Raw genomic sequence first — 24,332 nt, 5'->3', positions numbered from 1 at the left:
GCCGGTCTGACGGGCCAGACAGTAAAAGATTAACACCCCTGACGAACAATCCTCGCCAAAGATGGCCGAAGACGTCAAGCCGACCCGCAAGAACTTGATGGCGATCGAGGATCGCATCGAACTCTCGGAGCGGGGCCACGACACGCTCGAACAGAAGCGTGACGGTCTCATCATGGAGTTCATGGACATCCTCGACCAGGCACAGGACGTCCGTGCGAACCTCAACGCGGACTACGAACGCGCACAGCGCACCATCAACATGGCGCGCGCCATGGAAGGCGACGTCGCGGTTCGGGGCGCAGCAGCGGCGCTGAAAGAGTACCCCGAGATCACGACGCAGTCGAAGAACATCATGGGTGTCGTCGTCCCGCAGATCGAGTCCTCGCGCGTGAAGAAGAGTCTCGACCAGCGTGGCTACGGGCTTCTCGGGTCGTCCGCCCGCATCGACGAGGCCGCCGACGCCTACGAGGAACTTCTCGAATCTATCATCCTCGCGGCGGAAGTCGAGACGGCGATGAAGAAGATGCTCGAAGAGATCGAGACCACGAAGCGCCGTGTCAACGCACTCGAATTCAAACTGCTCCCCGAACTCTACGAGAACAAAGAGTACATCGAGCAGAAACTCGAAGAGCAAGAGCGCGAAGAGATCTTCCGTCTGAAGAAGATCAAGGCGAAGAAGGAAGAAGAAGAGAAAGAAGAGCGGAAAGCCGCCGACGAGGCCGAAGCGGCCGCCGCGTAATCACGTCGATTCGCCACCACCGACGGTCGTCTCACCGACCAATTTTCACTCTTCGACCGCGTAGCCGTGGGTATGCCGTGTCCCGACTGCGGGGGTGACGAGGCCGTCTTCGCTGTCCCCGAACCACTCGAAGAGTACGCACCACAAGGTGCGGTGACGATTGGCCTCTGTGCCGACTGCCTGCGCGTCCATCCGAGTGACGACCGAGTGACCGACGGCGATGCACGACCACTCGGTGATGTCGTCCCCGACGGAGAGGGTGGGGCCGCGTTCGCGTTGCTCGTCGGTTTTCTCGATTCGTTGGCGCTGAACCGCGAGGCTATCGTCGAGTCCGCCGAGTACGCCGAACGCGAGGGGGTGGACGTACACCTCGCACTCGACAGACTCGACCAGTCGGTCTCCGACCCACACTTCGACGTGGGGCGTCGGCACACGCAGTTAGAGACGTTTCTGTAGACGACGGTCTGTGCGCGCTCGCGCACACGAAAGACGCCGAGGAGGAGTCGCTTAGATGCCGGTGGAGTAGCGGAGGATGCCGGCGATGCCACCGAACGCGTCGTAGAGTTGTTCGCCTTTCTCGAAGTCGGTGCTGATGAACTTCGTCTCGGTCCCGCGTTGGTCTGCGAGGTCCATCAGGTACTCGATGACGTCCTCGCGTTCCTTGAGTTCGGCCTCACTGCCGTCCTCGCAGTCGTGCGAGGGGGTGTTGTGGCGGTGGTCGACGAGTTCGAACTCTTCTTGGCCGCCGCAGTCGTAGACGGCGACGTCCTTCCGCAGGTCCTCGGAGATGAGGAGGCGGTCGACAGAGCCCATGACGAGGTTCTTCCGGGTCGCTTCGAACCCGTAGGTGGACTCGTTGCCGCGGTGGAGTTTCTCGAAGAACTCTTCCATCTCCTTTTTGTCCTTCATGACCTCCTGGTCGGCCAGCACGTCCTGTGCGGCGTCGACGAGGTCGTAGAGGCCCGACTCGTCGGTGTACGCGACGTCGAACTTGCCGACGACGAGGTCCTGCAGTTCGTGGTGGAGATAGTCACCGTCGAGGAACTCGTCTTTCGTCGGGGAGGGACCGCCCACGAGGATGCCGTCCATGTCGTGGCGCTTGGGGACGAACAGGTCGTTCGCCATCCCGGCGACTTCCTGATAGAAGTTGTCGATTGCTTCGAGACGGAGGCGGGCGAAACGCTGGGCGGACTGACCACCTTTGCGCTGCTTGCCCGGGACGAGCGACGAGGCGCTCTTGACGGGTTCGACACGCTTGCCTTTCAGCCACCCGACGTTCGCCTCGCGGCGGTCGAGGACCACGAGGCCGAACAGGCCCTTGTCCATGAGCATGTCCTCGAGCGGGCCGGTGAGGAAGTTCGAGTCACAGTGGTAGCGGAACGACTGAATCGGTTCCGGTGGGCTGTCTAAGACCTTCGTAACCATGTCCGTCTGGCCGCCGCCGGAGTTGACTGCACCGGAGAACATGACGATGCCGCGCTCTGGCGGGAACGTGTCGTAGTACCGAAGGCGGTCTTTGATGCTCGTCAGGGCGTCTTGGACGTTCGTTCGCGTCTGCTTCGACTTGATGTTAGACGCTTCACTATGCTCTGTAATGACGTGCTCGACGACGTCAGAAATCTGCTTATCTTCGGGGATATAGATGGTGACGAGCTGGGTACCGGAGCCTTCGTACTCTTTGAGGTCCTCGATGACCTTCTTGAATTCGTACTTTCGGCGGTCTTCGCTCGCCTCCTCGGCGTCGCTACTCATCACTCTTCCTAGTCCATCCAGCGGCTAAGTAACCTTTGACTGGCTACGCCTCGCGGTACCGACCCGCACGCAAGCGAGCAGAACGGAGCAATCACGCCACCGGTCGGAGAACATTTATGTTGCTGTCACGGATGGACTTCGACAGTTGGAATTATGGCACGGGTGTACGCAATCGCCAGCGCAAAAGGTGGGGTTGGAAAGACCACGACGACAGCCAACCTCGGAACCGTCCTCTCGATGGCCGGGCAGGACGTCGTCGTCGTCGACGGTGACCTCGGGATGCCGAATCTCGCCGGCGCTCTCGGTGTCGACCCCGACCGAGAGACCCTCCACGACGTGCTGACTGGTGAGACGACGGTCGAATCGGCCACCTACGAGGGGCCAGAGGGTCTCTCTGTCCTCCCTGGGTCGACGGCGTTGGAGGCCTTCGCCAGCGCGAACGCGAAGGAACTCCACCCGGTCATCGAAGAACTCAAAGAGCGATACGACATCGTCCTCATCGACACTGGTGCGGGCCTCAGCGACGACACGTTCGTCCCGCTCAAACTCGCCGACGAGGTACTCTTGGTCTCGACGACGGAGCGAGAAGCACTCGGTGACACCGAGAAGACGCGCCAACTCGGCGAACGAATCGGTGCGGACGTGGTCGGCGTCGTCCTCACTCGCGTCAACCAGTCGAATCCGAACGCCGACGAGGTCGCCTCGCTCCTCGACACCGGCGTCATCGCCGTCGTCCCCGAAGACTCGGCGATTCGCGAGGCACTCAGCACCCAGGTCCCGGTCGTCGCGCGCGCCCCGAATAGTATCGCGGCCGCCGGGTACCGTGCCCTCGCAGAGGCACTCACTGGCAACCCAGTTCCGATACCCGATGCGCTCGCGGACGACGTGGACCAGTCGAGTGACTCGACAGGGTCGACGTCGGCTGACGCTGAGGATGTCGTCGACACCCCGGACCCAGCAGACGACGATGCCGACGCCGCCGCAGACGACGTGACCGTCGTCGAAACCGACGGCGACTCTGGCTCGGACTCCGTCGCAGGAGACACGCCTCCCACCGAGACTGCCATCGACGAGGCCGCTCCCGAATCGACGCCCGACACCGATTTGGACCCCGAATCGACGCCAGAATCAGACTCGGAACCCCAATCGACGCCGAAGTCGTTCCGGGACCAGGCATCTGAACCCGAACCCGAACCGGACCCGACCGTAGAAGCAGCGACTGCCACGGAGGCGACGCAAGAACCCGAGTCCGACTCGGCACCCGAGTCGTCCCCCGACCCCGAACCTGTTCAAGAACCGCTTGCCGACCCCGAATCGTCACCCGACGAGACGACCACAGACGAACCGGCGGCGACTGCGGCGACGCTCGAAGACGAGGCCGAAGCAGCGCTGGACGCCGCAATCCCGTTCGGGTCCGGTGACGACGAATCTTCTGAGGCGGTAGACGACGACCCGCTTGCTGGCGACGCGAGCGACACCACTGCCGACGAGGAACCTTCCGAGGACGTCGCCCCCGCCGAAGACCCGGTCACCGCCAATCTCGACGCGGCCGATTCGATGGGTGCGGACCCACTCGCTGGAGACGAAGTCGTCGAACCGACGAGTGGTCCTGGCGTCGCGGACGGCCCAGACACACGGGGGGTCGACGCGGACCACCTCCCATCTACGGAAGACTCTGACGGCGACGCAGCATCGACCGACTCTGACGACGCCACCGACCCGTCCAACTCTGACGATGCATCTGTGGTCGTCGAGGACGCATCGTCGGAACCGACGGACGAACCACTCGTCGCCGAGGCGGAACCGGATGCAACCCAGCAGTCGGCAGAAGTCGTCGACTCCGCCGACGGTGACGACGACGAAGAGGGCGTCTACACCACGTCACTCGTCGAAGAGGTCGAATCGCTCGACGACGAGGACGAAGAGAAGAAGAAAGGCTTCTTCAGTCGCTTCCTCGGCTAAACGGGAAGTTCTTTTACTCGGGTCCGCGGAAAACCCCCTATGGCAGACTCTGAGTCAGTTCCCTTCTGGTGGATAGTGCTGTTCCTACTGCTGGCACTCGGCGCCGGTGCCGTGACAGTTTTCGCGCTCGGCGGGTCGCTCGTCTCTGCGGTAGTCGCACTCCCGTTCTTGTTCTAAGCTAGAAAGAGTCGTTTCAGCCCGTGTTCACATCGATTCGGGCGCTTCCACACCGACGATAGCGAGTGCGTTAGCGACGGCGTTGCGCGCCGCTTTGACGAGTGCGAGGCGGGCGGCACCGACGTCTTCGTCGGCGTCGAGTACCGGGCACTCACGGTAGAAGGTGTTGAACACTTCCGCGAGTTCGCGGGCGTAGGTGGCGACTGCGTGGGGTTCGAGGTCGTCGGCCGCCGCTTCGACGACGGCAGGGAAGCGCGCAATCGTACGAATGAGGTCGCGTTCGGCCTCAGTGGTGAGGACCGACGGGTCGACGTCGGTGGCGTCGAGGCCGGCGTTGGCCGCCTCGTCGACGATGCCACAGCAGCGTGCGTGGACGTACTGGATGTACGGTGCGGACTGGGCCTCGAAGTTGAGCGCCTGGTCCCACTCGAACGTGATGGTCTTCGTCGGTTGCTTCGAGACGATGTCGTACCGGACCGCGCCGATACCGACCTGCCGGGCGATGCGGTCGATGTCGTCTTCGTCTAAGTCGTCGTCGCGGACGCGGCCTTCGAGGCGCTTTTCGACTTCGTCGCGGGCGCGCGAGACTGACTCGTCGAGCAGGTCGTCGAGCATGACGCCAGTCCCCTTCCGGGTGGACATCGTCTCGCCGCCGGGGAGGTTGACCCACGAGTAGATGACGTTCTCGAGTTTGTCTACGTCGTTGCCGAGGATGTCGAGTGCGGCGCGGAGTTGGCCGGCCTGCAGTTTGTGGTCTTCGCCGAGGACGGTCACGGCGCGGTCGTAGTTGTCGAACTTCCACTCGTGGTGGGCGAGGTCACGCGTCGTGTACAGTGAGGTGTCGTCCGAACGGAGGAACACGAGGTTCTTCTCGAACCCGTAGTCGTCGAGTTCGAGTTGCCACGCGTCTTCCTCGTAGACCGCGTACTCGGTCTCTTTGAGGCGGTCGGCGAGGTCACGGGTGCTCCCGTCGAACATGAAGCGCGTCTCTTTGACGAACTCGTCGAACTCCGCGGGCAGGCGGGCGAGACACTCACGCATGCCGCCGAGCACCTGGTCGACGACTTCTTCGACGCGGGCGTAGGTCTCTTCGTCGCCTGCTTCGATACCCTGGAGAATCGCCGTAATCTCTTCTTCGGCGGCCTCGGCGTCCGCGGCGTCCGCCTCTTCGAGGTAGGTGTTGCCCTTCTGGTAGTATCGGACGAGGTCGTATTCGATGCGGTCGCGGGCGGGTTCGCTGTCGAGGTCCTCCTCGTCGAACGTCTCGTACGCCCACGTGAAGACGGCCATCTGGCGGCCGGCGTCGTTCACGTAGTAGTGACGGTCGACGTCGTTGCCGGCGAAGTCGAGCAGGTTGGCGACGGCGTCACCGATGACGGGGTTGCGGGTTCGGCCGACGTGGACCGGTCCCGTCGGGTTCGCGCTCGTGTGTTCGACGACGACGCTGTCGCCGGTCGATGGAAGCCGACCGAACTCGGTGTCGGCGGCGGCCGAATCGAGCGTGTCGTCGTAGTAGGCGTCGGTCACGTGGAAGTTCACGTACGGGCCTTGCGTATCGACCGCGGCGAGGTAGTCGTACCCTTCGACGGATATCTCTTCGGCGATGTCGGCAGCGACCTTCGGTGGTGCAGCACCGACGACGCCGGCCAGTCGGAACGCGACGCTGGAGGCGAGGGTTGCAGGTACGTCCTCCGGCGGTTCCTCGACCCCGAGGTCGTCGGTGGGGAGGTCGAGCGACGAGAGCGCCGCAGAGAGCGCCGTCTCGACCTCCTCACGGAACTGTCTGAACATGTACGCGGATTCTCGGCAAGCGGCTAAAGGCCTTTCCGAACCGTCCGAGCAGGGTCGTCCCATCGCGTCGCTCTCGACGAGGGACTGTCGACTCAGCGCGCTCTCCCGGCAGTGAGACGGCGGCACACAGAGATACCTTACCAGTTAGGTAGTAGCGGTATACTGTCGGCCATCCTCGTATCTGTCGAGGCAGAACCCCCACTGCCACCACCCCATCATGAACCAATGCAACCACTGTGAAGCGTTCGTATCGAGGAACTTCGTTCGCGTGTTCGGTGACCACGACGGCCAGGTCTACGCGTGCCCGAGTTGTTCGGCGAACGCCGGCATCTCTCAGGTGAGCGCCGAGCGCAGAGCAGCAGAGTCCTAATTCGCCAGTACGACCGGACGACCCCTCCGCGTCGTGCTGCGTCGAACCGGACTGACCGTCACGAAAACAGCACCTGCTCCGCTGTGCTTGGCTCTCCCTGCCCGTCCCTCTCCCCGTTCTTCGGTTCACAGCCCCTGCGCCGAGGAGAGGTCTCGCTCGGCCCCTTCTCGATTCGGTAGACTGACCGACGGACTTACCACCGGTGCCCCGATAGTCACCACGTACGAAGTGTTCGGTGCCTCCGGCTGGATTCATCTCATTTCTGGAATGCATCTCATTTACGATACGCTTATGGGACGCGCGTTCGAACGCTGACGTATGTCAGAATCGGTAGTTGCCGCCACGGTCGGGTACGACGAGTTGGCCACGCTGAAGCTCGTCGCCCTCGACGGTGGCCGCTCCGGCCCAGTCAAAGTCTCCTGTTCGGGTCTCGCAGACAGACTGGGTGTCTCCAATCAGACGGCGTCACGTCGTCTCCAACGTCTCGAAGAGGCCGACTTCGTCGACCGCGAAGTCGTCTCCGACGGGCAGTGGGTCACCATCACCGACGACGGTGAGTCCGCCCTCCGACGCGAGTACGCCGACTACCAGCGAATCTTCGAGACGCCGTCTGTCGTCGTCCTCGACGGCGAAGTGACCGGCGGGATGGGCGAGGGTCGCCACTACATCTCGCTTCCGGGATACATGGAACAGTTCACCGAGCGACTGGGCTACGAACCGTTCCCGGGGACGCTGAACGTCCGTCTCGACGACGACGCGGTCCGTTCTCGTGCGGGCATGTCTGCTCTCGACGCAGTCCCCATCGACGGGTGGGAAGACGACGAGCGAACCTTCGGCCCGGCGACGTGCTACGCCGCCGTCATCGACGTGGACGGCGACACCTACGACCCGGTCCACATCATCGTGCCCGAGCGAACCCACCACGACGAGTCCCAACTGGAGATTATCGCGCCGGACAAACTCCGTGACGTACTGGCCCTCGAAGATGGCGACAGCATCACCGTCCGCGTCGAGGAGGCTGAGTACGAATGAGTCGCTCCGCCGAGAGCGACTACGACAGCGTCGAACGCGTCCTCGACGCGTTCCGTGCGGGCGAACCAGTCCTCATCCACGACTTCGACGACCGAGAAGGCGAGGTCGACCTCGTCTACCCCGCCGGTGCCGTCGCTCCCGCCGACGTCGCCCGCATGCGCAACGACGCCGGTGGCCTCGTCTGCGTCGCACTCCCGGACGACGTGGCCGAGACGCTCTCGTTACCCTTCATGGACGACGTGCTGAGCCACCCCGCCGCGAGTTCGCACGACCTTGGCTACGACTCCCGGTCGTCGTTCTCGTTCACCGTGAACCACCGTGATTCCTTCACTGGTATCACCGACCGGGACCGCGCGATGACTATCTCTCGTCTCGCGCCCGTCGCCGAGTCGACGCGCCTCGGGGAGTACGACGCCGACGACTTCGGGTCCGAGTTCCGCGCACCCGGCCACGTCCACCTGCTCCGCGGCGCGCCGAACCTCCTCGACGACCGGCAGGGCCACACCGAACTCGGATTAGCTCTCGCCGACGAGGCGGACGTCCCGCCCGCCGTCGTCGTCTGTGAGATGCTCGACGACGAGAGCGGTGCGGCACTCCCGAAGGCCACTGCCCGCGACTACGCCACCCGACACGACCTGGCGTTCGTCGACGGCGAGCGACTGGTCGACGCGCTTCGCTGACTCGCCCCGTCTCGGACTCCCGATTTTCTTCAGGCGCCTTCGTCGCGCCACGACCACTCGGGTTCCCACCCGAGCATCTGCTGTGCTTTCTCTGTCGAGACGAGTGACTGGTGTCCCGAGAGGGGTGCCCGAACCTCGGCGTCTGGATACACGTCCTGAGCAATCGCCGCCGACTCGACTGTCGTCGACGTGTCGTCTGCTGCCGCCCAGAACACCTCGTGTCCCTCGAACTCGGCTTCGAGCGCCCGTCGAACGAGTCTCGCGGCGTCCTCCCGCCCGAGGTAGGCGAACAATGTGTTTCGCACGGTGTGGAAGACGCCGTCTTCGCGGAGTCCAGAGAGCGTCCGGTCGCGTTCGGCGAACGTCGCCTGCGCTTCCGCTTCGCTCGGCATCCACGGGAAGCGAAGACTGGCAATCGTCGTCGGTGCGTCGGCACGGCGGGCGAACCCAGTCGCCGTCTCTTCGGCGACGTACTTCCCTAGCCCGTACGGATTAGACGGGGTCGCACGGTGTGTCTCGTCGATAGGGAGCGAGTCGATTCGCGCGGGGTCCGGTTCGAACGACCCGCCGATGGCGCTCATACTCGACGCGATGACGACGCTGTCGATGTCGAGTGCCGCCGCCGCTTCGAGGACGACGTAGGTCGATTGGACGTTGCTCTCGAAGACGCGGTGGCCGGGGTCGTGGTCGGGCGTCGAGATGGTTCCGAGGTGGACGATGGCGTCGGCCTCGACGGACGCGAGCGCTGCGACGAGGTCACCGGCGTCGGTCGTACTCACGCGGACGTCGTTGTCTGCGCGGTCCGACCCACCGCTTCGACTGAGGTTGGTCACCGTGTACCCGTGGGCTTGGAGGTGGTCGACGACAGTTGGGCCGAGCCTTCCCGTTCCGCCCGTGACGGCGACAGATTCGAGTGACATACTACGGAAATACTGACAGGATACCATAGGTGCTCGGGAGACACGGTGGCCGGTTCGTCATGATTTTAGAGGGGGGCCGCCGAAGGGCCTTACATGGGATTTGACGACATGGACGTGTCCACGATTTGGATGAACGGCGAATACGTGGACTGGGACGACGCGCAGATTCACGTCCTCTCGCACGGACTTCACTACGGCACGGGCATCTTCGAGGGCGTTCGCGCCTACGACACCGACCGCGGCCCGGCTATCTTCCGCTGGGAAGAGCACCTCGAACGCCTCTACAACTCCGCGAAGCCGTACAACATGGACATCGGCTACACGCCCGAGGAACTCACCGAGGCGACCATCGAGGTCATCAAGCGCAACGACCTCGACGGGTGTTACATCCGCCCCATCGCCTACTACGGCTACGATTCGCTCGGCGTGAGTCCGCAGGACAACCCGACGGACATCGCCATCGCGGCGTGGCCGTGGGGGACGTACCTCGGCGAAGACGCCCTCGAAAACGGCGTCGACGTGATGGTCTCGTCGTGGCGCAAGCACGCCTCCAGCCAGATTCCGACGAACGCGAAGACGACCGGTCTCTACGTGAACTCTCTCCTCGCTGGCGAGGAGGCCCGCCGCAACGGCTACGTCGAAGCCATCGTCCTGAACAAGGAAGGAAACGTCGCCGAAGGCCCCGGTGAGAACCTCTTCATGGTCCGCGACGGGAAGATTCTCACCCCCGGCCTCTCCCAGAGCATCCTCGACGGTATCACCCGCGACACCGTCATCACGCTCGCCCGCGAGCGTGGCTACGAAGTCGACGACAGCGCCGTCATCAGTCGCGGCGAACTCCACACGGCCGACGAACTGTTCTTCACCGGCAGCGCCGCAGAAGTCACGCCCATCCGGAAGGTGGACAACGTCGTCATCGGCGAGGGGACGCGCGGCCCAGTCACCGAAGAACTCCAGACCGCCTTCTTCGACCTCGTGGAGCGTCGCACCGACGACCACGAAGAGTGGTTCACCTACGTCGACGAACAGTAGACCGAGAAAACACCCATCTTTTGCGGACGCGACGACGCCGAGTGACTACTCGTTGGCGACCGTACTGTCTGTCGATTCTCCGGAGACGGTGACTTCTTTGGACGTCTCTCCCGTCGACTCTTCGGTCACTTCGATGCTGTACTCGTTGATGTGGTCCTGCTCTGCGAACCCGGCCGAGAGGACGCGCGTGAGCGCTTCTTCGACACGCTCGCCCGTCTCTTCGATGTCGTCGGGGTCGACTTCCATCACGAACCCAGTGGTGATGTTCGGCGCAGTCGGCATGAAGACGATTTCCTTGCCGTCTGCTGTTTTCTTCCCCGTCTTGAACGCGGTCATCCGGATGCCCGGCCACGTCTCTAGACGGACCGGTTTCTGGAGGTCTTCGGTACCAGTGAGTGCGGTTTCGACGGCGAGTTTAGAAGCGTTGTAGACGATTCGGACGAGTGGGACTTTGTTCATCATCGTGTCGAGTCCGGATTCGAGCAACCGGCCGACAGTCGTCCGCATCAGGTAGCCCACCGAGAGGACGAGCATCAAGAACACGATGATGGCGATGAAGAAGCCGTAGGGTGGTTGGATGTTCTCGATTATCGGGAGCTTGACGATACTATTGTACAAGATAGACAGGACGTACAGGATGACGAGAAGCGGAACGAGGACCACGAGTCCGCTTGCGAAGTCACGTCTCCACGAGGACATTGATACGCGAAGTGTGAACCTGCGGGCTTAAGGGGATTTCTAGTACGGTTCGTACTGCCGATACTCGGTGTAACACTCCAGAAACTGCCCACCGAGACGAAAAACCGACGCTCTCAGATACCGACGACTGCTCGCAGGGCGAAGAGCGCGTTCTCCTTACGCTCGCGCACGCGACGGTAGAAGTACTGGAACCACTTGCCGCCATACGGCGCGTACTGCCAGACGCGCACACCTTCGGCGGCGAGTTCGCGCTGTGCGTCCTCGCGCACGCCCATGAGCATCTGCACCTCGTAGTCTCGGTCGTACTCGGCGGCGAGTTCGCGCGCGGCGGCTATCATCTTCGGGTCGTGACTGCCGACGGCGATGCCACCGACGTACTCGTCGAAGAGGAACTCGAGCAGGTCTGTGTACACCTCGTCCACCTTCGACTTCTTCTTGTGTGCGATAGCCGCTGGTTCGTCGTACGCGCCCTTCACGAGTCGAATCTTCCCGGGAACGTCCGCCAGGCGCTCCAAGTCGTCGGGCGTGCGTTTCAGGTTCGCCTGCACGCACAGGCCCATGCCGCCGTCGAACTCGCGGGCGAGTTCCTCGAAGGCGTCGAGCGTCACGTCCGTCGTCTCGTGGTCTTCCATGTCGCACCAGAGGAACACGTCGTGTTCGTCTGCCGCCTCGGCGATGCGACGGTAGTTCTCTTCGAACACCTCGTCGCCCACGTCGAGGCCGATTTGGGAGGGCTTGACCGAGACGCAGGCGTCGAGTCCCGTCGAGGCGATGTCTTCGACTAACTCGACGTACACGTCTGCGTCCTCGTCGGCGGGTCCGCGTTCGTCGTAGTGTTCGCCGAGCAAATTCAGGATGACCGCCACGTCGTCGTCGTTCATCTGTCGCGCGTGGTCGAGCGCTTCCGCCGCGGACTCACCCGCGACGAACTTGCTCGCGATGGGCGGAATCATATCGAAAGATAACGACCGTCTGGTAATCAGACTTCTCATCCGCTGTCTCCGCTAATCGCGTGACATCGACGCCACTGGTTCGAACAAACCGTCGGAACTTACATTCCTCCCGTTTGACGTACCGGTATGGCCGTCTCTCTCGCTGCACTCGTCGTCACCGCCTTCTGGGTGATGTTGCCTGCGTACGTTCCGAACAACGCCGCCGTCCTCGCCGGGGGAGGACGCCCCATCGACGGTGGCCGGACGTGGGATGGACGGCGCATCCTCGGCGATGGAAAGACGTGGCGTGGGACTGCCGCTGGGACGCTCGCGGGGATGGTGCTCGCCGTCGTCCTCAACGTCCTCGAACCGAGTGTGTCTGGACTCGTCGGAATCGACCTGCCGACGTTCCCGCTCGCCGCCGGATTCGGCCTCGCACTCGGCGCGATGCTCGGTGACATCGGCGCGTCGTTCCTGAAGCGACGCTCGGGTCGCGAACGCGGTGCCGCCTTCCCCGGCCTCGACCAACTCGACTTCGTCGTCGGCGCACTCGTTTTCGCGTTCGTCGCCGCGCCCGCGTGGTTTACGGCGACGTTCACGCTCCCTGTCCTCGTCGTCGTCCTCGTGATGACGCCGATTCTCCACGTCGTCACCAACGTCGGGGCGTATCTGCTCGGGCTGAAGAACGAGCCCTGGTGACCGGCACCCCACCTTTCTTTTCGGGGGTCATCGGCGACGGCTCCGCCGCCGCCTCAAACCCCCGGAAGAAAGCTGGACCAAAGAAGAGCCGCAAGAACTCGCTTCGCTCGTCTTGCGGTACAGTGTCGGTGTCTTCTCTCCCAACGTCTCGAACCGACACACCGACAATGCTCGGTTGTGTCACGTCGACTATACGATGAGTCTACTCTTGGAACTCTTGGGGTCCATCTTCAGCGGTGCCATCGAAATCTTCGTCCTCGACGAGGCGCTGGACCCGAAGACAGCAAAACGCAAACTGTGGGTGGCTCGACTCGCCGTGGCGAGTATCGTCGTCGTCTCCGCGGCCGTGGTCTGGACGGTTACCTCGCCCCTGCGGTGGGTCGGTGCGGTCGTTGGCCTCCTCGCAGTCGTCTACGGGGTGTCCACAGAACTCCGGTACCGATGACCCGCGCGTGCGTCTCCGCCCACCCGAACCGTCCCGCTTAAGCGCCTCTGTGATACCTCTCGAAACAAGATGGCGAACTCAGAACTCATCGCGGCGCTTCGCGACGCCGACGCAGTGCAGTTCGGCGAATTCGAACTCTCCCACGGCGGCACATCCAACTACTACGTCGACAAGTACCTCTTCGAGACGGACCCCCGGTGTCTGAAACTCATCGCCGAGGCGTTCGCCGAAGTCGTCGCAGACGACGACAAACTCGCTGGCGTCGCCCTCGGTGCAGTCCCCCTCGTGGCCGCGACGGCGGTCGAGACGGGCAAGCCCTACGTCATCGCCCGCAAGAAGGCCAAAGAGTACGGCACGGCCAAGCGCATCGAAGGCGCACTGGAAGAAGGCGAACACGTCGTCGTCCTCGAAGACATCGCGACGACTGGTCAGAGCGCCGTCGACGCCGTCGAAGCACTCCGTGAGGCTGGCGCTGTCGTCGACCGCGTCGTCGTCGTCGTCGACCGCCAAGAGGGTGCAAAAGAACTGCTCGCCGACCACGATATCGAACTGCAGTCGCTCCTCACCGCCGAGGACTTACTCGCCGACGCCGACAGCTAAGCACGTTCGTGTTCATACACGCCTGTGACTAATTCACGGACAGACCACAATCGAAGTATTCATTTTTGTGCAAGCGCGAACGCGAAGGCATGAACAGAGCAGAGAAGGCCGCACTCCAGTTACAGGCGGTCTCCGTCCTCCGGATGCTCAAAGAGACCCGGACGTACGACGAACTCGCCGAGTTGACTGGGCTGCCGGCCGGCGACCTCAATCGCTACGTCAACGGGCACGTCTTGCCCGGTGTCGAACGCGCCCGTGAGGTCGTCGAAGGTGTCGGACGCGACGCACTCGCAGACGAACTCGAGGCCCGCGTCCGCTTCGACGACGAAGGATACGTCGACAACTCGGACGTCGTCTTCGACCAATCGTTCCTCGACCTGGTCGCTCCCGTCGCGGCGAACACGCTCGGATTCGAGCGCCCTGACGTGGTCTTGACCGCCGCGACTGACGGCATCACGCTCGGTGCCGCGATGGCGAGTTACTTCGGTGCGCGTCTCGCGTACGCGAAGAAGTCGAAAGAGACCGCCGTCGAGGACTTCATCGAGTCCCGCCAGCGCCTCGCCTCCGGTATCGAACTGACGTACTACCTCCCCGCCAGCGCCATCGACGCCGGTGAACGCGTCCTCGTCGTGGACGACCTCATCCGCTCCGGCGAGACGCAGGAACTCCTCTTAGATATCGCCCTGCAAGCCGATGCGAACATCGCTGGTGTCTTCGCTCTCATCGCCGTCGGCGACGAAGGAACCAACCGCGCCCGCGAACTCACGGACGCGCCGGTCGGCGCACTCAGTCTCTTCGAGTAACGGCGCCACACCCCACACAGCCGGGGATTTCAGTATCCTTTTCACCCAGTTTCGCATCGACCCGACGGGTTACGATATGGATTGGATGCAGCACGTAGACGAGAGCGTCGGCCTCGCCGACGTGGCCGACTCCCTCGGGTCGTACTTCGACTTCGAGGCGCACGACACGACGCTTCGGACCGAAGTGCTGGCGGGTCTCACGACGTTCTTGACGATGTCCTACATCGTCGTCGCCAACCCCGCCATCCTCGCGGGTGTCGCAGGCGCGAAACCGGGTATCGTGCTTCCGGGCTACGAGGTAGGAACGGTCCAGCAGATGCTGGCCGTCGTCACCATCCTCTCGGCCGCAATCGGGACGCTCGTCATGGCACTCTACGCGAAGCGACCCTTCGCACAGGCACCGGGAATGGGTATCAACGCGGTGTTCGCCTTCACCGCAGTGGGTGCGCTCGGCATCCCGTGGCAGACGGCCCTCGCCGCCGTCTTCGTCGAGGGCGTGCTCTTCGTCGCGCTCACCGCACTCGGCGCACGGAAGTATATCCTCCGACTCTTTCCCGAACCGGTCAAACTCTCCGTCGGGACCGGTCTGGGCCTCTTCTTGGCTATCATCGGACTCCAAGAGATGCGTGTCGTCGTCGACGACCCGGCGACGCTCGTCGGTCTCGGTAACGTCGCCTCTGACCCGATTGCCATCCTCTCGGTCGTCGGCCTGTTCCTCACGTTCGGTCTCTACGCCCGTGGAACCCGCGGTGCAATCGTCCTCGGCATCCTCGGAACGACGGCGCTCGGATGGGCCGTGACGCAACTCGGTCTCGTCGGAGTCGACGCAGGACTCGTCGTCGCCGCCGCGACAACCTCTGTCTCGCTCCCTGTCGTAGGGGCGTTCGACCTCGTCGTCCCCGGTGCTGCCGCGGGCGCGACGTACGATATCTCCCCGATTGCCGGGTCGTTCGTCGGGGGATTCTCGCGTATCGACCCCGTCTCGTTCGCCCTCGTCGTCTTCGTCCTGTTCTTCGTGGACTTCTTCAACACGGCGGGTGCGCTGACCGGCGTCGGACAGGCCGCCGGGTTCCTCGACGAGGACGGTGACCTGCCCGAGGTGGAGAGACCACTCATGGCGGACGCCGTGGCGACGACTGCCGGCGGTGCACTCGGAACCTCACCCGTGACGACCTACATCGAGTCGGCGACTGGTGTGCAAGAAGGCGGTCGAACCGGGATGACCGCGCTCGTCGTCGCACTCTTGTTCCTCGTGGCGATTCCACTCGTCCCACTCGTGGCGGCGATTCCACTCTTCGCCTCGCACATCGCCGTCGTCGTCATCGGCGTCGTGATGCTCCAGAACGTGGTCGACATCGACTTCGACGACACCGCGTCGCTCGTCCCGGCGGGCCTCACCATGCTCGTGATGCCGTTTACGTACTCTATCGCCTACGGCATCGCGGCGGGCATCGTCTCGTACCCGCTCGTGAAGGTCGCCGTCGGCGACGCCGAAGACCTCCGACCCGGCCACTGGGCCCTCGCGGCGGCGTTCGTCGCCTACTTCGTCGTCCGGTCCGGTGGGCTCTCGTGATACTGCACTAACAAGACAGTGATTTTTCCGGGACTTTCTTTCCCGTAAGTAGTCACGGGCGTGTTGGTAGGGCCTCTGAATGCCTCGGTTTAATCCACGAACGTGTATACTTTTCCTCTGGAGATGGTAATGCTTATGTGTGCAATCGTGGGTATGCTTAGTCGTGCATCATGGGGCTCTCTGAAACCCTCGCAAATTACTTCGACGTGCATAAACACGGGTCCTCGGTCGGGACCGAAATCATCGCCGGCATCACGACGTTCCTGACGATGTCCTACATCGTCGTCGTCAACCCTGCCATCATGACGGGCATCCCGGACGCGAAACCGGGCGTCATCATCTCCGGATTCGGTCCGGGGCAGGTCCAGTCGATGCTCGCGGTCGTAACCATCCTCGCCGCCGTCGTCGCCACACTGGTGATGGCGTTCTACGCCAATCGACCGTTCGCGCAAGCGCCCGGTCTCGGGCTGAACGCCTTCTTCGCGTTCACCGTCGTCGGTGCGCTCGGCGTCTCGTGGCAGACGGCACTCGCCGCCGTCTTCGTCGAGGGTCTCGTCTTCATCGCCCTCACCGCCGTCGGCGCGCGTGAAGCCATCATCAAGATATTCCCGCAACCGGTCAAGATGGCTGTCGGAACCGGTATCGGCCTGTTCTTGACCATCATCGGCCTGCAGGCGATGGGCATCGTCGTCAACGACCCGGCGACCCTGCTCACGCTCGGTAACCTCGCGTCCAACCCGGTCGCAATCGTCTCTATCGTCGGCCTGTTCCTCACCTTCGGCCTCTACGCCGCGGGCATCCCCGGGTCGATTATCATCGGCATCGCCGGCACCTCGATTCTCGGGTGGGCGCTCACCACGTTCGGTATCGTCTCTCCCGAGGCCGGTCTCGTCGCTGGCTCTTCGGCCGCAACCTACGATATCACGCCCCTCGCCGGTGCGTTCATCTCCGGCTTTGGCGGCATCGAGGCGTTCAGTTTCGCCCTCATCGTCTTCACGTTCTTCTTCGTGGACTTCTTCGACACTGCTGGCACCCTCGTCGGTGTCGGGCAGGCCGCTGACTTCCTCGACGAAGACGGCAACCTCCCCGACATCGACAAGCCGCTCATGGCCGACGCAATCGGGACCACCGCGGGTGCCGTGCTCGGTACCTCGACGGTCACGACGTACATCGAGTCCGCGACGGGCGTCGAAGAGGGCGGCCGCACCGGCCTGACGGCACTCGTCGTCGCAGCACTCTTCCTCGCGTCGCTCGCGCTCATCCCCCTCGCAACCGCGGTTCCCCTCTACGCGTCGCACATCGCGCTCGTCGTCATCGGCGTCGTGATGCTCCGCAACGTCGTCGACATCGAGTGGGACAACCTCTCGCACACGATTCCGGCCGGCATGACCATCCTCATCATGCCGTTCACGTACTCCATCGCCTACGGCATCGCGGCGGGCATCGTCTCGTACCCGCTCGTGAAGGTCGCCTCCGGTGAGTACGACGACATCAGTGCGGGCCAGTGGGCCCTCGCCGTCGCGTTCTTCGTCTACTTCGTCGTCCGGACCTCCGGAATGCTGCAAGCGCAGGTCTGAGGCGGCGACCGCTCGCGGTCGTTCGGTTCGACCGCTTCGACGTCTCTCCTCGTTGCATCGCCGACACACATCTCCGTCGCCCTTTTCATTTCGGCTTCCATACCAACGGGTGATGTCGAATCTCATCCTCTACGAGGTATCGGGCTGTCCGTTCTGTATCAAAGTCAGAAACAAACTCGCCGAACTCGACTTGGAGTACGAGTCGCGGATGGTCCCCCGCGCACACCCCGAGCGAACCGAAGTCCAAGAGATTAGCGGCCAGACTGGCGTTCCCGTCCTCGTCGACGAGGAAAACGGTGTCGAGGGGATGCCCGAGAGCAGCGATATCGTCCAGTACCTCGAAGAGACCTACGGGTCGGCAGCGTAACCTCGCCCGAACGACGTGCGGCCCAGTGGTGCCGCACGTCCCGCCACGAACGACGCTCCCCGCTCCGCTGTTCGACGCACCTACGCTTTTCTGCGGTGCGCCGTCTCGTAACCCGCCCGAAGCGCGTCAGTGAGTTCACGAACCCGATTCGGCTCGATGTCGACTGTCACCCACGACCCGACGAGTCGGCCGTTCGCCTCGAACGGGAGGATTCGATGGTGTTCTGCGACGGCGACACGGGCCTCGTCTGGGAGCGACGTGAACGATAGCCCCTGTTCTGACACCACGGCGAACAGCGTTCCGTTCGCCCGAAACGACGGTTTTCCGAACATCGTCGTCCGCTCCACGTCCGGCCACGACCCGACGACTCGCAGGACTGCTGCTGCGAGCGACTCCACTTCTGCCCGCGACGCCTCTCTCGACTTCGCCATACCAGTGGCTACGTCGGGACTCACGATAATTCTGCGCGCCGAGGGTCGTCGTGTCCGACGGGAAGCGTCGCGTGCGACACCCGGTAGTCAGATTTCGGCCGGGTCGCGGGCGCGTTCGCGAATCAGGTCGCGAATCTCGTCGGGGTCGTTGATGTCGGCGAGTTCCTCGCAGCTGACGATGCCGGTTCCATCGACCGACTCGCGCTTTTGATTCTCTTCGACGAAGTACACAGAGCGCGTGCGCGTAATTTCACCCAGTGACGACATAATCTGTGCGCGCTTTTCGGCACTCCGGGTGAACGGCGAGTGGCCGGTGAGGACGTTCGTCTTCTTGCGCCGTCCGGCGTCTTCGCTCACGGCTTTGAACGGTGCGCGGGACGTCGGGTGGACGGTAAAGCCCGCCTGCGTGAGGACCGAGACGACGTGTTCGTCGTCGGGGTCTGCTGCTGGGTCGTCCGGCGTCGGTTGGGCGTCGCGCACGTCTTCGGCACCTTCGAGTACGTCGACCGGGTTCGAGAAGGGTCGGTCGAACAACTCTTCGAGTTGAATCGCGACTTCGATACTCGCGTTCATCCCGCTTTCGTACTTCGAGACGGTCCGGCGAGAGACCCCGAGTTCGGTCGCGAGGCGGCCGAGACTCCAGCCACGTTCTTTGCGTTCCTCGGCGAGGATGTCGCCGTCGATGCTCACGTAGAGGCCACCGGGCGCGGCGTAGATGAGCGGTGGGACGCCCTCGACGAACATATCCATCGCGGAGTCGGGGTTCAACACCGGCACGCCGTGACGGAAGTAGACGACGCCGGGTTTGAGGTCCTCGTCGCGGGTGCGAAGGCCGACGACGAGGGGCGTCGCGTCGAGGTACGACCCGAGTCGGCGCATCTCTGCGCCGGTCACGCCGTCGAACGCGTCGACGTTCCCCAGTATCTTGAGGAGCAACAGGTCCTCACCCCTCCGGGCGGCGAGGTCGAAGCTCTTCGGCCGGATGGCGATACGGTCGCTCACGACGAAGCCCGCGTCTTGGAGCATCGCGGCGACGTTACCAACCAGCGCTGACCGGGACATAGGGGGCAATAAGTGATTCGGCCCATAAAGCGTTTTCCCCGGATATCGCCGCCCTCGCGGACTCGTCTCCCTTCCTTCGGGCGTGTTTATATAGTCGCCATCGACCCGAAAGGCGTTACTTCACCCTTCGGCTATCTCCGGCGATGACGGTCATCGGCCTCGACGACACCGACTCCCGTACCCTCGGGATGTGTACGACCTACCTCGCGACGCTCGTCGCCGAGAGTATCGAGGCATACGGTGGGACCGTCGAACGACGACTCCTCGTCCGGTTGAACCCCGCTGTGGAGCACAAGACGCGCGGAAACGCCGCATTGGCTATCCACACCGACCTCCCGGCGGGGACGGCGTTCGACCTGGCCAGCGCCGAACTCGACCGATGGGCGATTACCGAAGACGACCGAACCAGTCCGGGCCTCGTCGTCGCACCGGGGTCGCCCGACACCGTCTCGACTGCCGTGGCCGACTTCGCCCGCGACGCAGTCCGCGACTTCCACGACGTAGACGACGCAGAAACGCTGGCCGAACGGTCGGGGTTCCTGAGCGAAGGGTGGCACGGTGGTCGTGGCCGAATCGGCGCACTCGCCGCCGTCGGCGCGTGGGCGGCCTTCGACGAGTGGACGTACGAACACATCTCCTACCGGGAGTTCCACCGCTGTGGAACCCCCCGCGACGTGGATATCGACTCTGTCTTCGAGGCGGCCGATTCCGCGTATCCGGATGCGTGGGACACCGTCGACCACGGCGAGGGAGAAGCAGTCTGCGTTCCCAACGCCCCCGGTCCGATTCTCCACGGTATCCGTGGCGACGACCCGGACGTGGTTCGCGAGGTTGCCGAGGGAATCGAGTCCGAACCCGTCGACCGGTCGGCGACGTTCCTCACGAATCAAGGGAGCGACGCGCACTTGCGCGAGGGGGCGCTCTCGACGCTCCAAGACGGGCGGGCGTATCGGACGACAGGAACTGTCGCCTCGGCCCCTGAAACCCGGACGGGTGGCCACGTCTTCTTCGACCTCGAAGCAGACGACTCGGAAGTCACGATGGCCGCGTTCGAACCGACGAAACGCTTCCGGAATCGAGTTCGGTCCCTCCGCGTCGGTGACCGCCTCACCGTCTGCGGCGAGGTAACGGAGGGAACGCTCAAACTGGAGAAGTTCGCGGTCCGTGACCTCGTCCGGACGGAACCAGCGACTCCCGTCTGCCCCGACTGTGGTCGCACGATGAAGAGCGCCGGTCGCAACCAGGGCTATCGCTGTCGCGAGTGCGGCACCGACGCACCCGGAAAGGTCGAGCGTCCGGTCGACCGTGACCTCGAACCCGGGTGGTACGAAGTGCCGCCGTGTGCGCGACGGCACATCGCGAAACCGCTCGTTCGCGGTGGGTTCGACGCACCGACGCACCCCGAGCGCTGAGGGCGCACACGCGGTCGGTTCACGAGTCAGGAGACCCGCACCTCACGCTTGCACGACCAGAATATTGGTGTTCTCACGACGGTCCACGAACGAACTTCCAGCGGGTGGTTTCACGTCGACGACGAGTGTGCCGTCTTCGCGATTGGCAGCGAGGTCAGGTTCGAGCGAAATCGTCGCCGTCCCACCGTCGTCTGTCTTCGCTCTCGGGATACCCTCTCCGTCGAGTTCGGCGGTGCCGGATTTCACGATGACTGTCGCTCCTTCGACTGGGTTGCCCTCGTGGTCGACGACGGTGAACGTCAGGTCCCGTTCGCCCGGTTCGATAACGTCGGGTGACGGTTTCACGTCGAGTTCTGAGGTGGCGAGGCCCTGCACGCCAGAGAGCATGTTGAGCATGACGCTCATGCTGGCGACGCCGACGACGAGTGCGACGACGAGACGAACTGGCAGACCTTCGATGGCGCGGGTATCCGAGCGGAACATTTCGAGCATAGCCCGTCTGGCCGCGTGTTCGTATATAAACGCTTGCCCGGAGGTTCAAGTCCGATTCCGCGCCCATCTGTCGCTATGCACGTCATCGGTCGCACCACTGATTCGGACGAACCAACGGGTCCAGTCTGTCGGTTTGGGTCCTACCGCGCACGCGACGGAAGTGATGGCGCTCCCGTCGAACTCGACGTCGACCACCCGCACGCGGCTATCGTCGTCGGCAAACGCGGGAGTGGAAAGTCACACACACTCGGCGTCGTCGCCGAAGGAGTGGCCCGCGCCGACGGCGCCGCACCAGTCGTCGTAGACCCGATGGGCGTCTTTGCAGGACTCGAAGATGCACCTATCGGGGCGACGGTCCACCGCTCACCGTCGGTTCGTGCCGACGCACTCCCACCGAGTGCGTGGCCCGACCTTCTCGGCCTCGACCCGACGGGGCCAGTGGGGTCGCTCGTCTGGCAACTCGCCGCAAGCAACGACTCCCTCGCGGGGATGCGCGACGCAGTGGTGGACGCCGACGCGTCGGAAGCAACGAGACGTGCGGCGACGAACCATCTCTCGCTCGCCGATTCGTGGGACGTGTTCGGCCCCGACGGACTGGACCCGACGGACCTCTGTGGCCCCGAACCAGATGTCCTCGACCTCTCGGAGATGGATTCAGTCCCTGCGAGTGCCGTGGTCCGAGTCGTCGCTCGTGGACTGTACGACGCCCGTATCACGACGTCTGTCGGTCGGATTCCGTGGTTGCTGGTGGACGAAGCCCACGCGTTCGTCGGGAACACCGCCGAACCTGCACTTCGGACACTTCTCACGCGCGGGCGCGCACCGGGCGTGGGCATCGTGCTGGCGACCCAGCGCCCTTCCGCGCTCCCCGACGTGGCACTCTCGCAGGCCGACCTTCGGATCGTCCACCGACTCACTGCCGGTCCGGACGTGTCGGCGATGGCCGCCGCCGACCCGACGTACTTCGACGAGTCGTTGGCGTCTCGACTCCCCACCGAGCGCGGGTGTGCACTCGTCGTCGACGACACCACGGAGTCGATTCACGACGTTCGCGTGCGCCCGCGAGAGACGACAGACGGTGGTGCAAGCCCGACGGCAGCCTCGTCGCGCGTCGCTTCCGAAACCATAGAGTAACCCCTCCGGGTGAGAGACGGTATGGACCGTTCCGAACTGGCGTTGGTCGCCGCCGGTGGCTTTCTCGGGGCGACGCTCCGCTACCTCGTCGCCGTCGCCATCCCCGGAACCGGCGGAACACTCGTCGTGAACGTCCTCGGGAGTTTCGCCCTCGGGACGTTCGTCACCACCGTCTCCTCCCGCCGTGTGCAGTTGCTCTTCGGGACGGGCCTCCTCTCGTCGTTTACCACCTACAGCACCTTCGCCGTCCAGACCGCCGGTCTCACGATGACGGGCGGACTGCTCAACGTCGGTGCGAACTACGTCCTCGGATTTAGCGCCGCAGCGCTGGGTCTCTTCGTCGGGGGGAAGAAACTGTGACTCTCTCGGGTACGTCCGTGGTACTCGTCGGGGTCGGCGGCATGCTCGGTGCACTCTCCCGGCACATCGTCGACCAGCGAATCGTCGGCAAATGGAGCACCTTCACCGTCAACGTCCTCGGGAGTATCGCACTCGGGTTCGTCGTGACCGCCTCGGTCGGTGACGCGACAGCGACGCTCGCCGGGACTGGATTCTGCGGCGCATTTACCACGTTTTCGTCGTTCGCCGTCGGTGTCGCCGAACTCCTCGACGTCGGCGACTACCGGACGGCGGCGCGATATGCGTTCGGCACGTTGCTGGCAGCGTTGGTTGGAGTGGCTATCGGTGGGGCGATTGGTGGGATTGTTGGGTGAGTCCGTCGCTGTTCGAATCCGTCTCTCTGACGCTGTCGAACCCCCCGGAACTGATGGCTGTGGCGTGTGAACAGAGCTGGAGATACAGCATATTCATGACGACTGGCTGAGGAGTAGCGGGGCATGGCTGAGCAGTCTGAAACGGACGACGAAGCGGAGTGGTGGAATGGGGTGTACGAGAGTGAAGCCGTTCCCCCGTGGGACATCGGACGACCACAACCAGCACTCGTCGATGCTATCGAGAGCTATGGGTTGTCCGAACCGTTCCTCGACGTTGGGTGTGGTACCGGGACACACGCACTCTGGGCTACAGAACGAGGATACATGGCCCTCGGCATCGATTTCTCCGAAAGGGGTGTCGAGGTGGCACGAGAGAAGGCCAGAGAGCGCGGGTTGGACACCGAGTTCCGAGTTTCAGATGCGTTGAACCTCCCTGACGACGTCGGACCGTTCGAGACGGTGGTGGATAGCGGACTCTTCCACGCGTTCGAGACAGACCAACGGGAAACGTACGCTCGCCAACTCGCTGCTGTCGTCTCTCCGGGTGGACTCCTTTTTCTCGTCGGCTTTGCCGAGGGTGCGACCGAGGACGCAGGGCCGAATCCGCTCGCCCCCGACGACATCCACGCGGCGTTCGGGAACGAGTGGACGGTCCACGAGATACAAGAGACCGTGTTCGAGACACGAGTGCGACCCGAACCGGGACTCTGCGCCGTCGTCGAGCGGGTGTGAGTGAACGAACGGGTGCGACGGGAGTGCCGCGAGCGGAGCGAGTGGCACGTCGGCGAGACGGGGTCTCGCCGGGATTTGAACCCCAGTCGCTCTGCTCGCTGACGCTCGCGTCGCTCCTCGATTCAAATCCCGCCTGTCACCGCTTACAGATTCCAACCGGTCCGCGCCGAGACGAGACTCGGCGCTCGGAGGTTGGAAATTAGAGA

The 24,332-nt window shown here is 63.7% G+C and carries 28 protein-coding genes; 20 read left to right on the top strand and 8 right to left on the bottom strand.

The genetic code is table 11. From position 1 onward, the window contains the following. The first annotated feature begins 61 nt into the window (after positions 1-61). Positions 62-739 (top strand): V-type ATP synthase subunit D, encoded by a 678-nt coding sequence (locus AUR66_RS04765; protein WP_058571349.1) that lies wholly within the window; start codon positions 62-64, stop codon positions 737-739. 72 nt (positions 740-811) lie between these two features. Continuing rightward, entirely contained in the window at positions 812-1,195 is a 384-nt protein-coding gene (locus tag AUR66_RS04760; RefSeq protein WP_058571348.1) for a DUF6276 family protein, read from the top strand. Positions 1,196-1,246: 51 nt separating this feature from the next. Here AUR66_RS04760 and prf1 read toward each other — a convergent pair whose 3' ends face one another. Further along, a complete protein-coding gene (gene prf1 / locus AUR66_RS04755) occupies positions 1,247-2,491 on the bottom strand; it encodes a peptide chain release factor aRF-1 (protein WP_058571347.1) in 1,245 nt (414 codons plus the stop codon). 153 nt (positions 2,492-2,644) lie between these two features. On the opposite strand from prf1, the gene minD reads away from it, so the two are divergent. Together minD and AUR66_RS21765 are read left to right on the top strand one after the other, a co-directional pair. After that, the gene (gene minD / locus AUR66_RS04750) at positions 2,645-4,453 is read left to right on the top strand and encodes a cell division ATPase MinD (RefSeq protein WP_058571346.1); all 1,809 of its coding nucleotides are present in this window, start codon (positions 2,645-2,647) and stop codon (positions 4,451-4,453) included. A gap of 39 nt (positions 4,454-4,492) precedes the next feature. Then, positions 4,493-4,630 (top strand): hypothetical protein, encoded by a 138-nt coding sequence (locus AUR66_RS21765; RefSeq protein WP_197409675.1) that lies wholly within the window; start codon positions 4,493-4,495, stop codon positions 4,628-4,630. 27 nt (positions 4,631-4,657) lie between these two features. Here the strand turns inward: AUR66_RS21765 and argS are convergent, their stop codons facing one another. Beyond that, on the bottom strand, positions 4,658-6,421 hold the full coding sequence (gene argS, locus AUR66_RS04745; protein WP_058571345.1) for an arginine--tRNA ligase: 1,764 nt from the start codon (positions 6,419-6,421) through the stop codon (positions 4,658-4,660). 217 nt (positions 6,422-6,638) lie between these two features. Between argS and AUR66_RS23345 the strand changes: the two genes are divergently transcribed. The 3 genes from AUR66_RS23345 to ribB all read left to right on the top strand — a co-directional run bounded on the left by AUR66_RS23345 (position 6,639) and on the right by ribB (position 8,503). Beyond that, positions 6,639-6,791 (top strand): DUF7563 family protein, encoded by a 153-nt coding sequence (locus AUR66_RS23345; RefSeq protein ID WP_449271631.1) that lies wholly within the window; start codon positions 6,639-6,641, stop codon positions 6,789-6,791. A gap of 318 nt (positions 6,792-7,109) precedes the next feature. After that, entirely contained in the window at positions 7,110-7,823 is a 714-nt protein-coding gene (locus tag AUR66_RS04740) for a DUF120 domain-containing protein (RefSeq protein WP_058571344.1), read from the top strand. Beyond that, positions 7,820-8,503 carry a 3,4-dihydroxy-2-butanone-4-phosphate synthase gene (ribB, locus tag AUR66_RS04735; protein WP_058571343.1) on the top strand — a complete coding sequence of 228 codons (684 nt, stop codon included), beginning with the start codon at positions 7,820-7,822 and terminating at the stop codon, positions 8,501-8,503. Before AUR66_RS04740 ends, ribB begins: the two co-directional genes overlap by 4 nt. A gap of 29 nt (positions 8,504-8,532) precedes the next feature. On the opposite strand, the gene AUR66_RS04730 is transcribed toward ribB, so the two are convergent. Then, a complete protein-coding gene (locus tag AUR66_RS04730) occupies positions 8,533-9,423 on the bottom strand; it encodes an NAD-dependent epimerase/dehydratase family protein (RefSeq protein ID WP_058571342.1) in 891 nt (296 codons plus the stop codon). A gap of 93 nt (positions 9,424-9,516) precedes the next feature. Between AUR66_RS04730 and AUR66_RS04725 the strand changes: the two genes are divergently transcribed. Beyond that, the gene (locus AUR66_RS04725) at positions 9,517-10,455 is read left to right on the top strand and encodes a branched-chain amino acid transaminase (RefSeq protein WP_058571341.1); all 939 of its coding nucleotides are present in this window, start codon (positions 9,517-9,519) and stop codon (positions 10,453-10,455) included. 45 nt (positions 10,456-10,500) lie between these two features. Here AUR66_RS04725 and AUR66_RS04720 read toward each other — a convergent pair whose 3' ends face one another. Beyond that, the gene (locus AUR66_RS04720) at positions 10,501-11,154 is read right to left on the bottom strand and encodes a DUF502 domain-containing protein (protein ID WP_058571340.1); all 654 of its coding nucleotides are present in this window, start codon (positions 11,152-11,154) and stop codon (positions 10,501-10,503) included. A gap of 113 nt (positions 11,155-11,267) precedes the next feature. Beyond that, complete coding sequence (locus AUR66_RS04715) at positions 11,268-12,107, bottom strand: proline dehydrogenase family protein (protein ID WP_058571339.1); 840 nt, start codon at positions 12,105-12,107, stop codon at positions 11,268-11,270. A 126-nt stretch (positions 12,108-12,233) separates the two neighbouring features. On the opposite strand from AUR66_RS04715, the gene AUR66_RS04710 reads away from it, so the two are divergent. The 7 genes from AUR66_RS04710 to AUR66_RS04680 all read left to right on the top strand — a co-directional run bounded on the left by AUR66_RS04710 (position 12,234) and on the right by AUR66_RS04680 (position 18,150). Beyond that, a complete protein-coding gene (locus tag AUR66_RS04710) occupies positions 12,234-12,785 on the top strand; it encodes a CDP-2,3-bis-(O-geranylgeranyl)-sn-glycerol synthase (RefSeq protein ID WP_058571338.1) in 552 nt (183 codons plus the stop codon). A 196-nt stretch (positions 12,786-12,981) separates the two neighbouring features. Then, on the top strand, positions 12,982-13,230 hold the full coding sequence (locus AUR66_RS04705) for a hypothetical protein (RefSeq protein ID WP_157532995.1): 249 nt from the start codon (positions 12,982-12,984) through the stop codon (positions 13,228-13,230). Positions 13,231-13,299: 69 nt separating this feature from the next. Next, positions 13,300-13,830, top strand: coding sequence for an orotate phosphoribosyltransferase (gene pyrE, locus AUR66_RS04700; protein ID WP_058571336.1), 531 nt, complete (start codon positions 13,300-13,302; stop codon positions 13,828-13,830). A gap of 89 nt (positions 13,831-13,919) precedes the next feature. Next, on the top strand, positions 13,920-14,633 hold the full coding sequence (locus AUR66_RS04695) for a phosphoribosyltransferase family protein (RefSeq protein ID WP_058571335.1): 714 nt from the start codon (positions 13,920-13,922) through the stop codon (positions 14,631-14,633). A gap of 85 nt (positions 14,634-14,718) precedes the next feature. After that, positions 14,719-16,206, top strand: a complete 1,488-nt coding sequence (locus AUR66_RS04690) for an NCS2 family permease (protein WP_058571334.1) — start codon at positions 14,719-14,721, stop codon at positions 16,204-16,206. 170 nt (positions 16,207-16,376) lie between these two features. Next, positions 16,377-17,783 carry an NCS2 family permease gene (locus AUR66_RS04685; protein WP_058571333.1) on the top strand — a complete coding sequence of 469 codons (1,407 nt, stop codon included), beginning with the start codon at positions 16,377-16,379 and terminating at the stop codon, positions 17,781-17,783. Between the two features lie 112 nt (positions 17,784-17,895). Continuing rightward, entirely contained in the window at positions 17,896-18,150 is a 255-nt protein-coding gene (locus AUR66_RS04680; RefSeq protein WP_058571332.1) for a glutathione S-transferase N-terminal domain-containing protein, read from the top strand. An 80-nt stretch (positions 18,151-18,230) separates the two neighbouring features. Here AUR66_RS04680 and AUR66_RS04675 read toward each other — a convergent pair whose 3' ends face one another. Next, complete coding sequence (locus AUR66_RS04675) at positions 18,231-18,581, bottom strand: MmcQ/YjbR family DNA-binding protein (protein ID WP_058571331.1); 351 nt, start codon at positions 18,579-18,581, stop codon at positions 18,231-18,233. Between the two features lie 87 nt (positions 18,582-18,668). Further along, positions 18,669-19,643, bottom strand: a complete 975-nt coding sequence (locus tag AUR66_RS04670; RefSeq protein ID WP_058571330.1) for a transcriptional regulator — start codon at positions 19,641-19,643, stop codon at positions 18,669-18,671. A 143-nt stretch (positions 19,644-19,786) separates the two neighbouring features. Between AUR66_RS04670 and AUR66_RS04665 the strand changes: the two genes are divergently transcribed. Next, complete coding sequence (locus tag AUR66_RS04665; RefSeq protein ID WP_058571329.1) at positions 19,787-21,055, top strand: tRNA(Ile)(2)-agmatinylcytidine synthase; 1,269 nt, start codon at positions 19,787-19,789, stop codon at positions 21,053-21,055. A 42-nt stretch (positions 21,056-21,097) separates the two neighbouring features. Here the strand turns inward: AUR66_RS04665 and AUR66_RS04660 are convergent, their stop codons facing one another. Beyond that, complete coding sequence (locus AUR66_RS04660; protein WP_058571328.1) at positions 21,098-21,547, bottom strand: DUF7382 domain-containing protein; 450 nt, start codon at positions 21,545-21,547, stop codon at positions 21,098-21,100. A 75-nt stretch (positions 21,548-21,622) separates the two neighbouring features. On the opposite strand from AUR66_RS04660, the gene AUR66_RS04655 reads away from it, so the two are divergent. From AUR66_RS04655 to AUR66_RS04640, 4 genes are all read left to right on the top strand, one after another. After that, positions 21,623-22,681, top strand: coding sequence for an ATP-binding protein (locus AUR66_RS04655; RefSeq protein ID WP_058571327.1), 1,059 nt, complete (start codon positions 21,623-21,625; stop codon positions 22,679-22,681). 21 nt (positions 22,682-22,702) lie between these two features. Next, positions 22,703-23,041, top strand: coding sequence for a fluoride efflux transporter FluC (locus AUR66_RS04650; RefSeq protein WP_058571326.1), 339 nt, complete (start codon positions 22,703-22,705; stop codon positions 23,039-23,041). Then, positions 23,038-23,394 carry a fluoride efflux transporter FluC gene (locus AUR66_RS04645; protein WP_058571325.1) on the top strand — a complete coding sequence of 119 codons (357 nt, stop codon included), beginning with the start codon at positions 23,038-23,040 and terminating at the stop codon, positions 23,392-23,394. Before AUR66_RS04650 ends, AUR66_RS04645 begins: the two co-directional genes overlap by 4 nt. A 123-nt stretch (positions 23,395-23,517) precedes the next feature. Next, positions 23,518-24,126 (top strand): class I SAM-dependent methyltransferase, encoded by a 609-nt coding sequence (locus tag AUR66_RS04640; RefSeq protein ID WP_058571324.1) that lies wholly within the window; start codon positions 23,518-23,520, stop codon positions 24,124-24,126. The last annotated feature ends 206 nt before the right edge of the window (positions 24,127-24,332 follow it).

This window comes from Haloferax profundi (assembly GCF_001469865.1).
Classification (GTDB): domain Archaea; phylum Halobacteriota; class Halobacteria; order Halobacteriales; family Haloferacaceae; genus Haloferax; species Haloferax profundi.
Note: the sequence above shows the minus strand (reverse complement) of the source record. Positions and strands in the feature narration are given on the sequence as shown.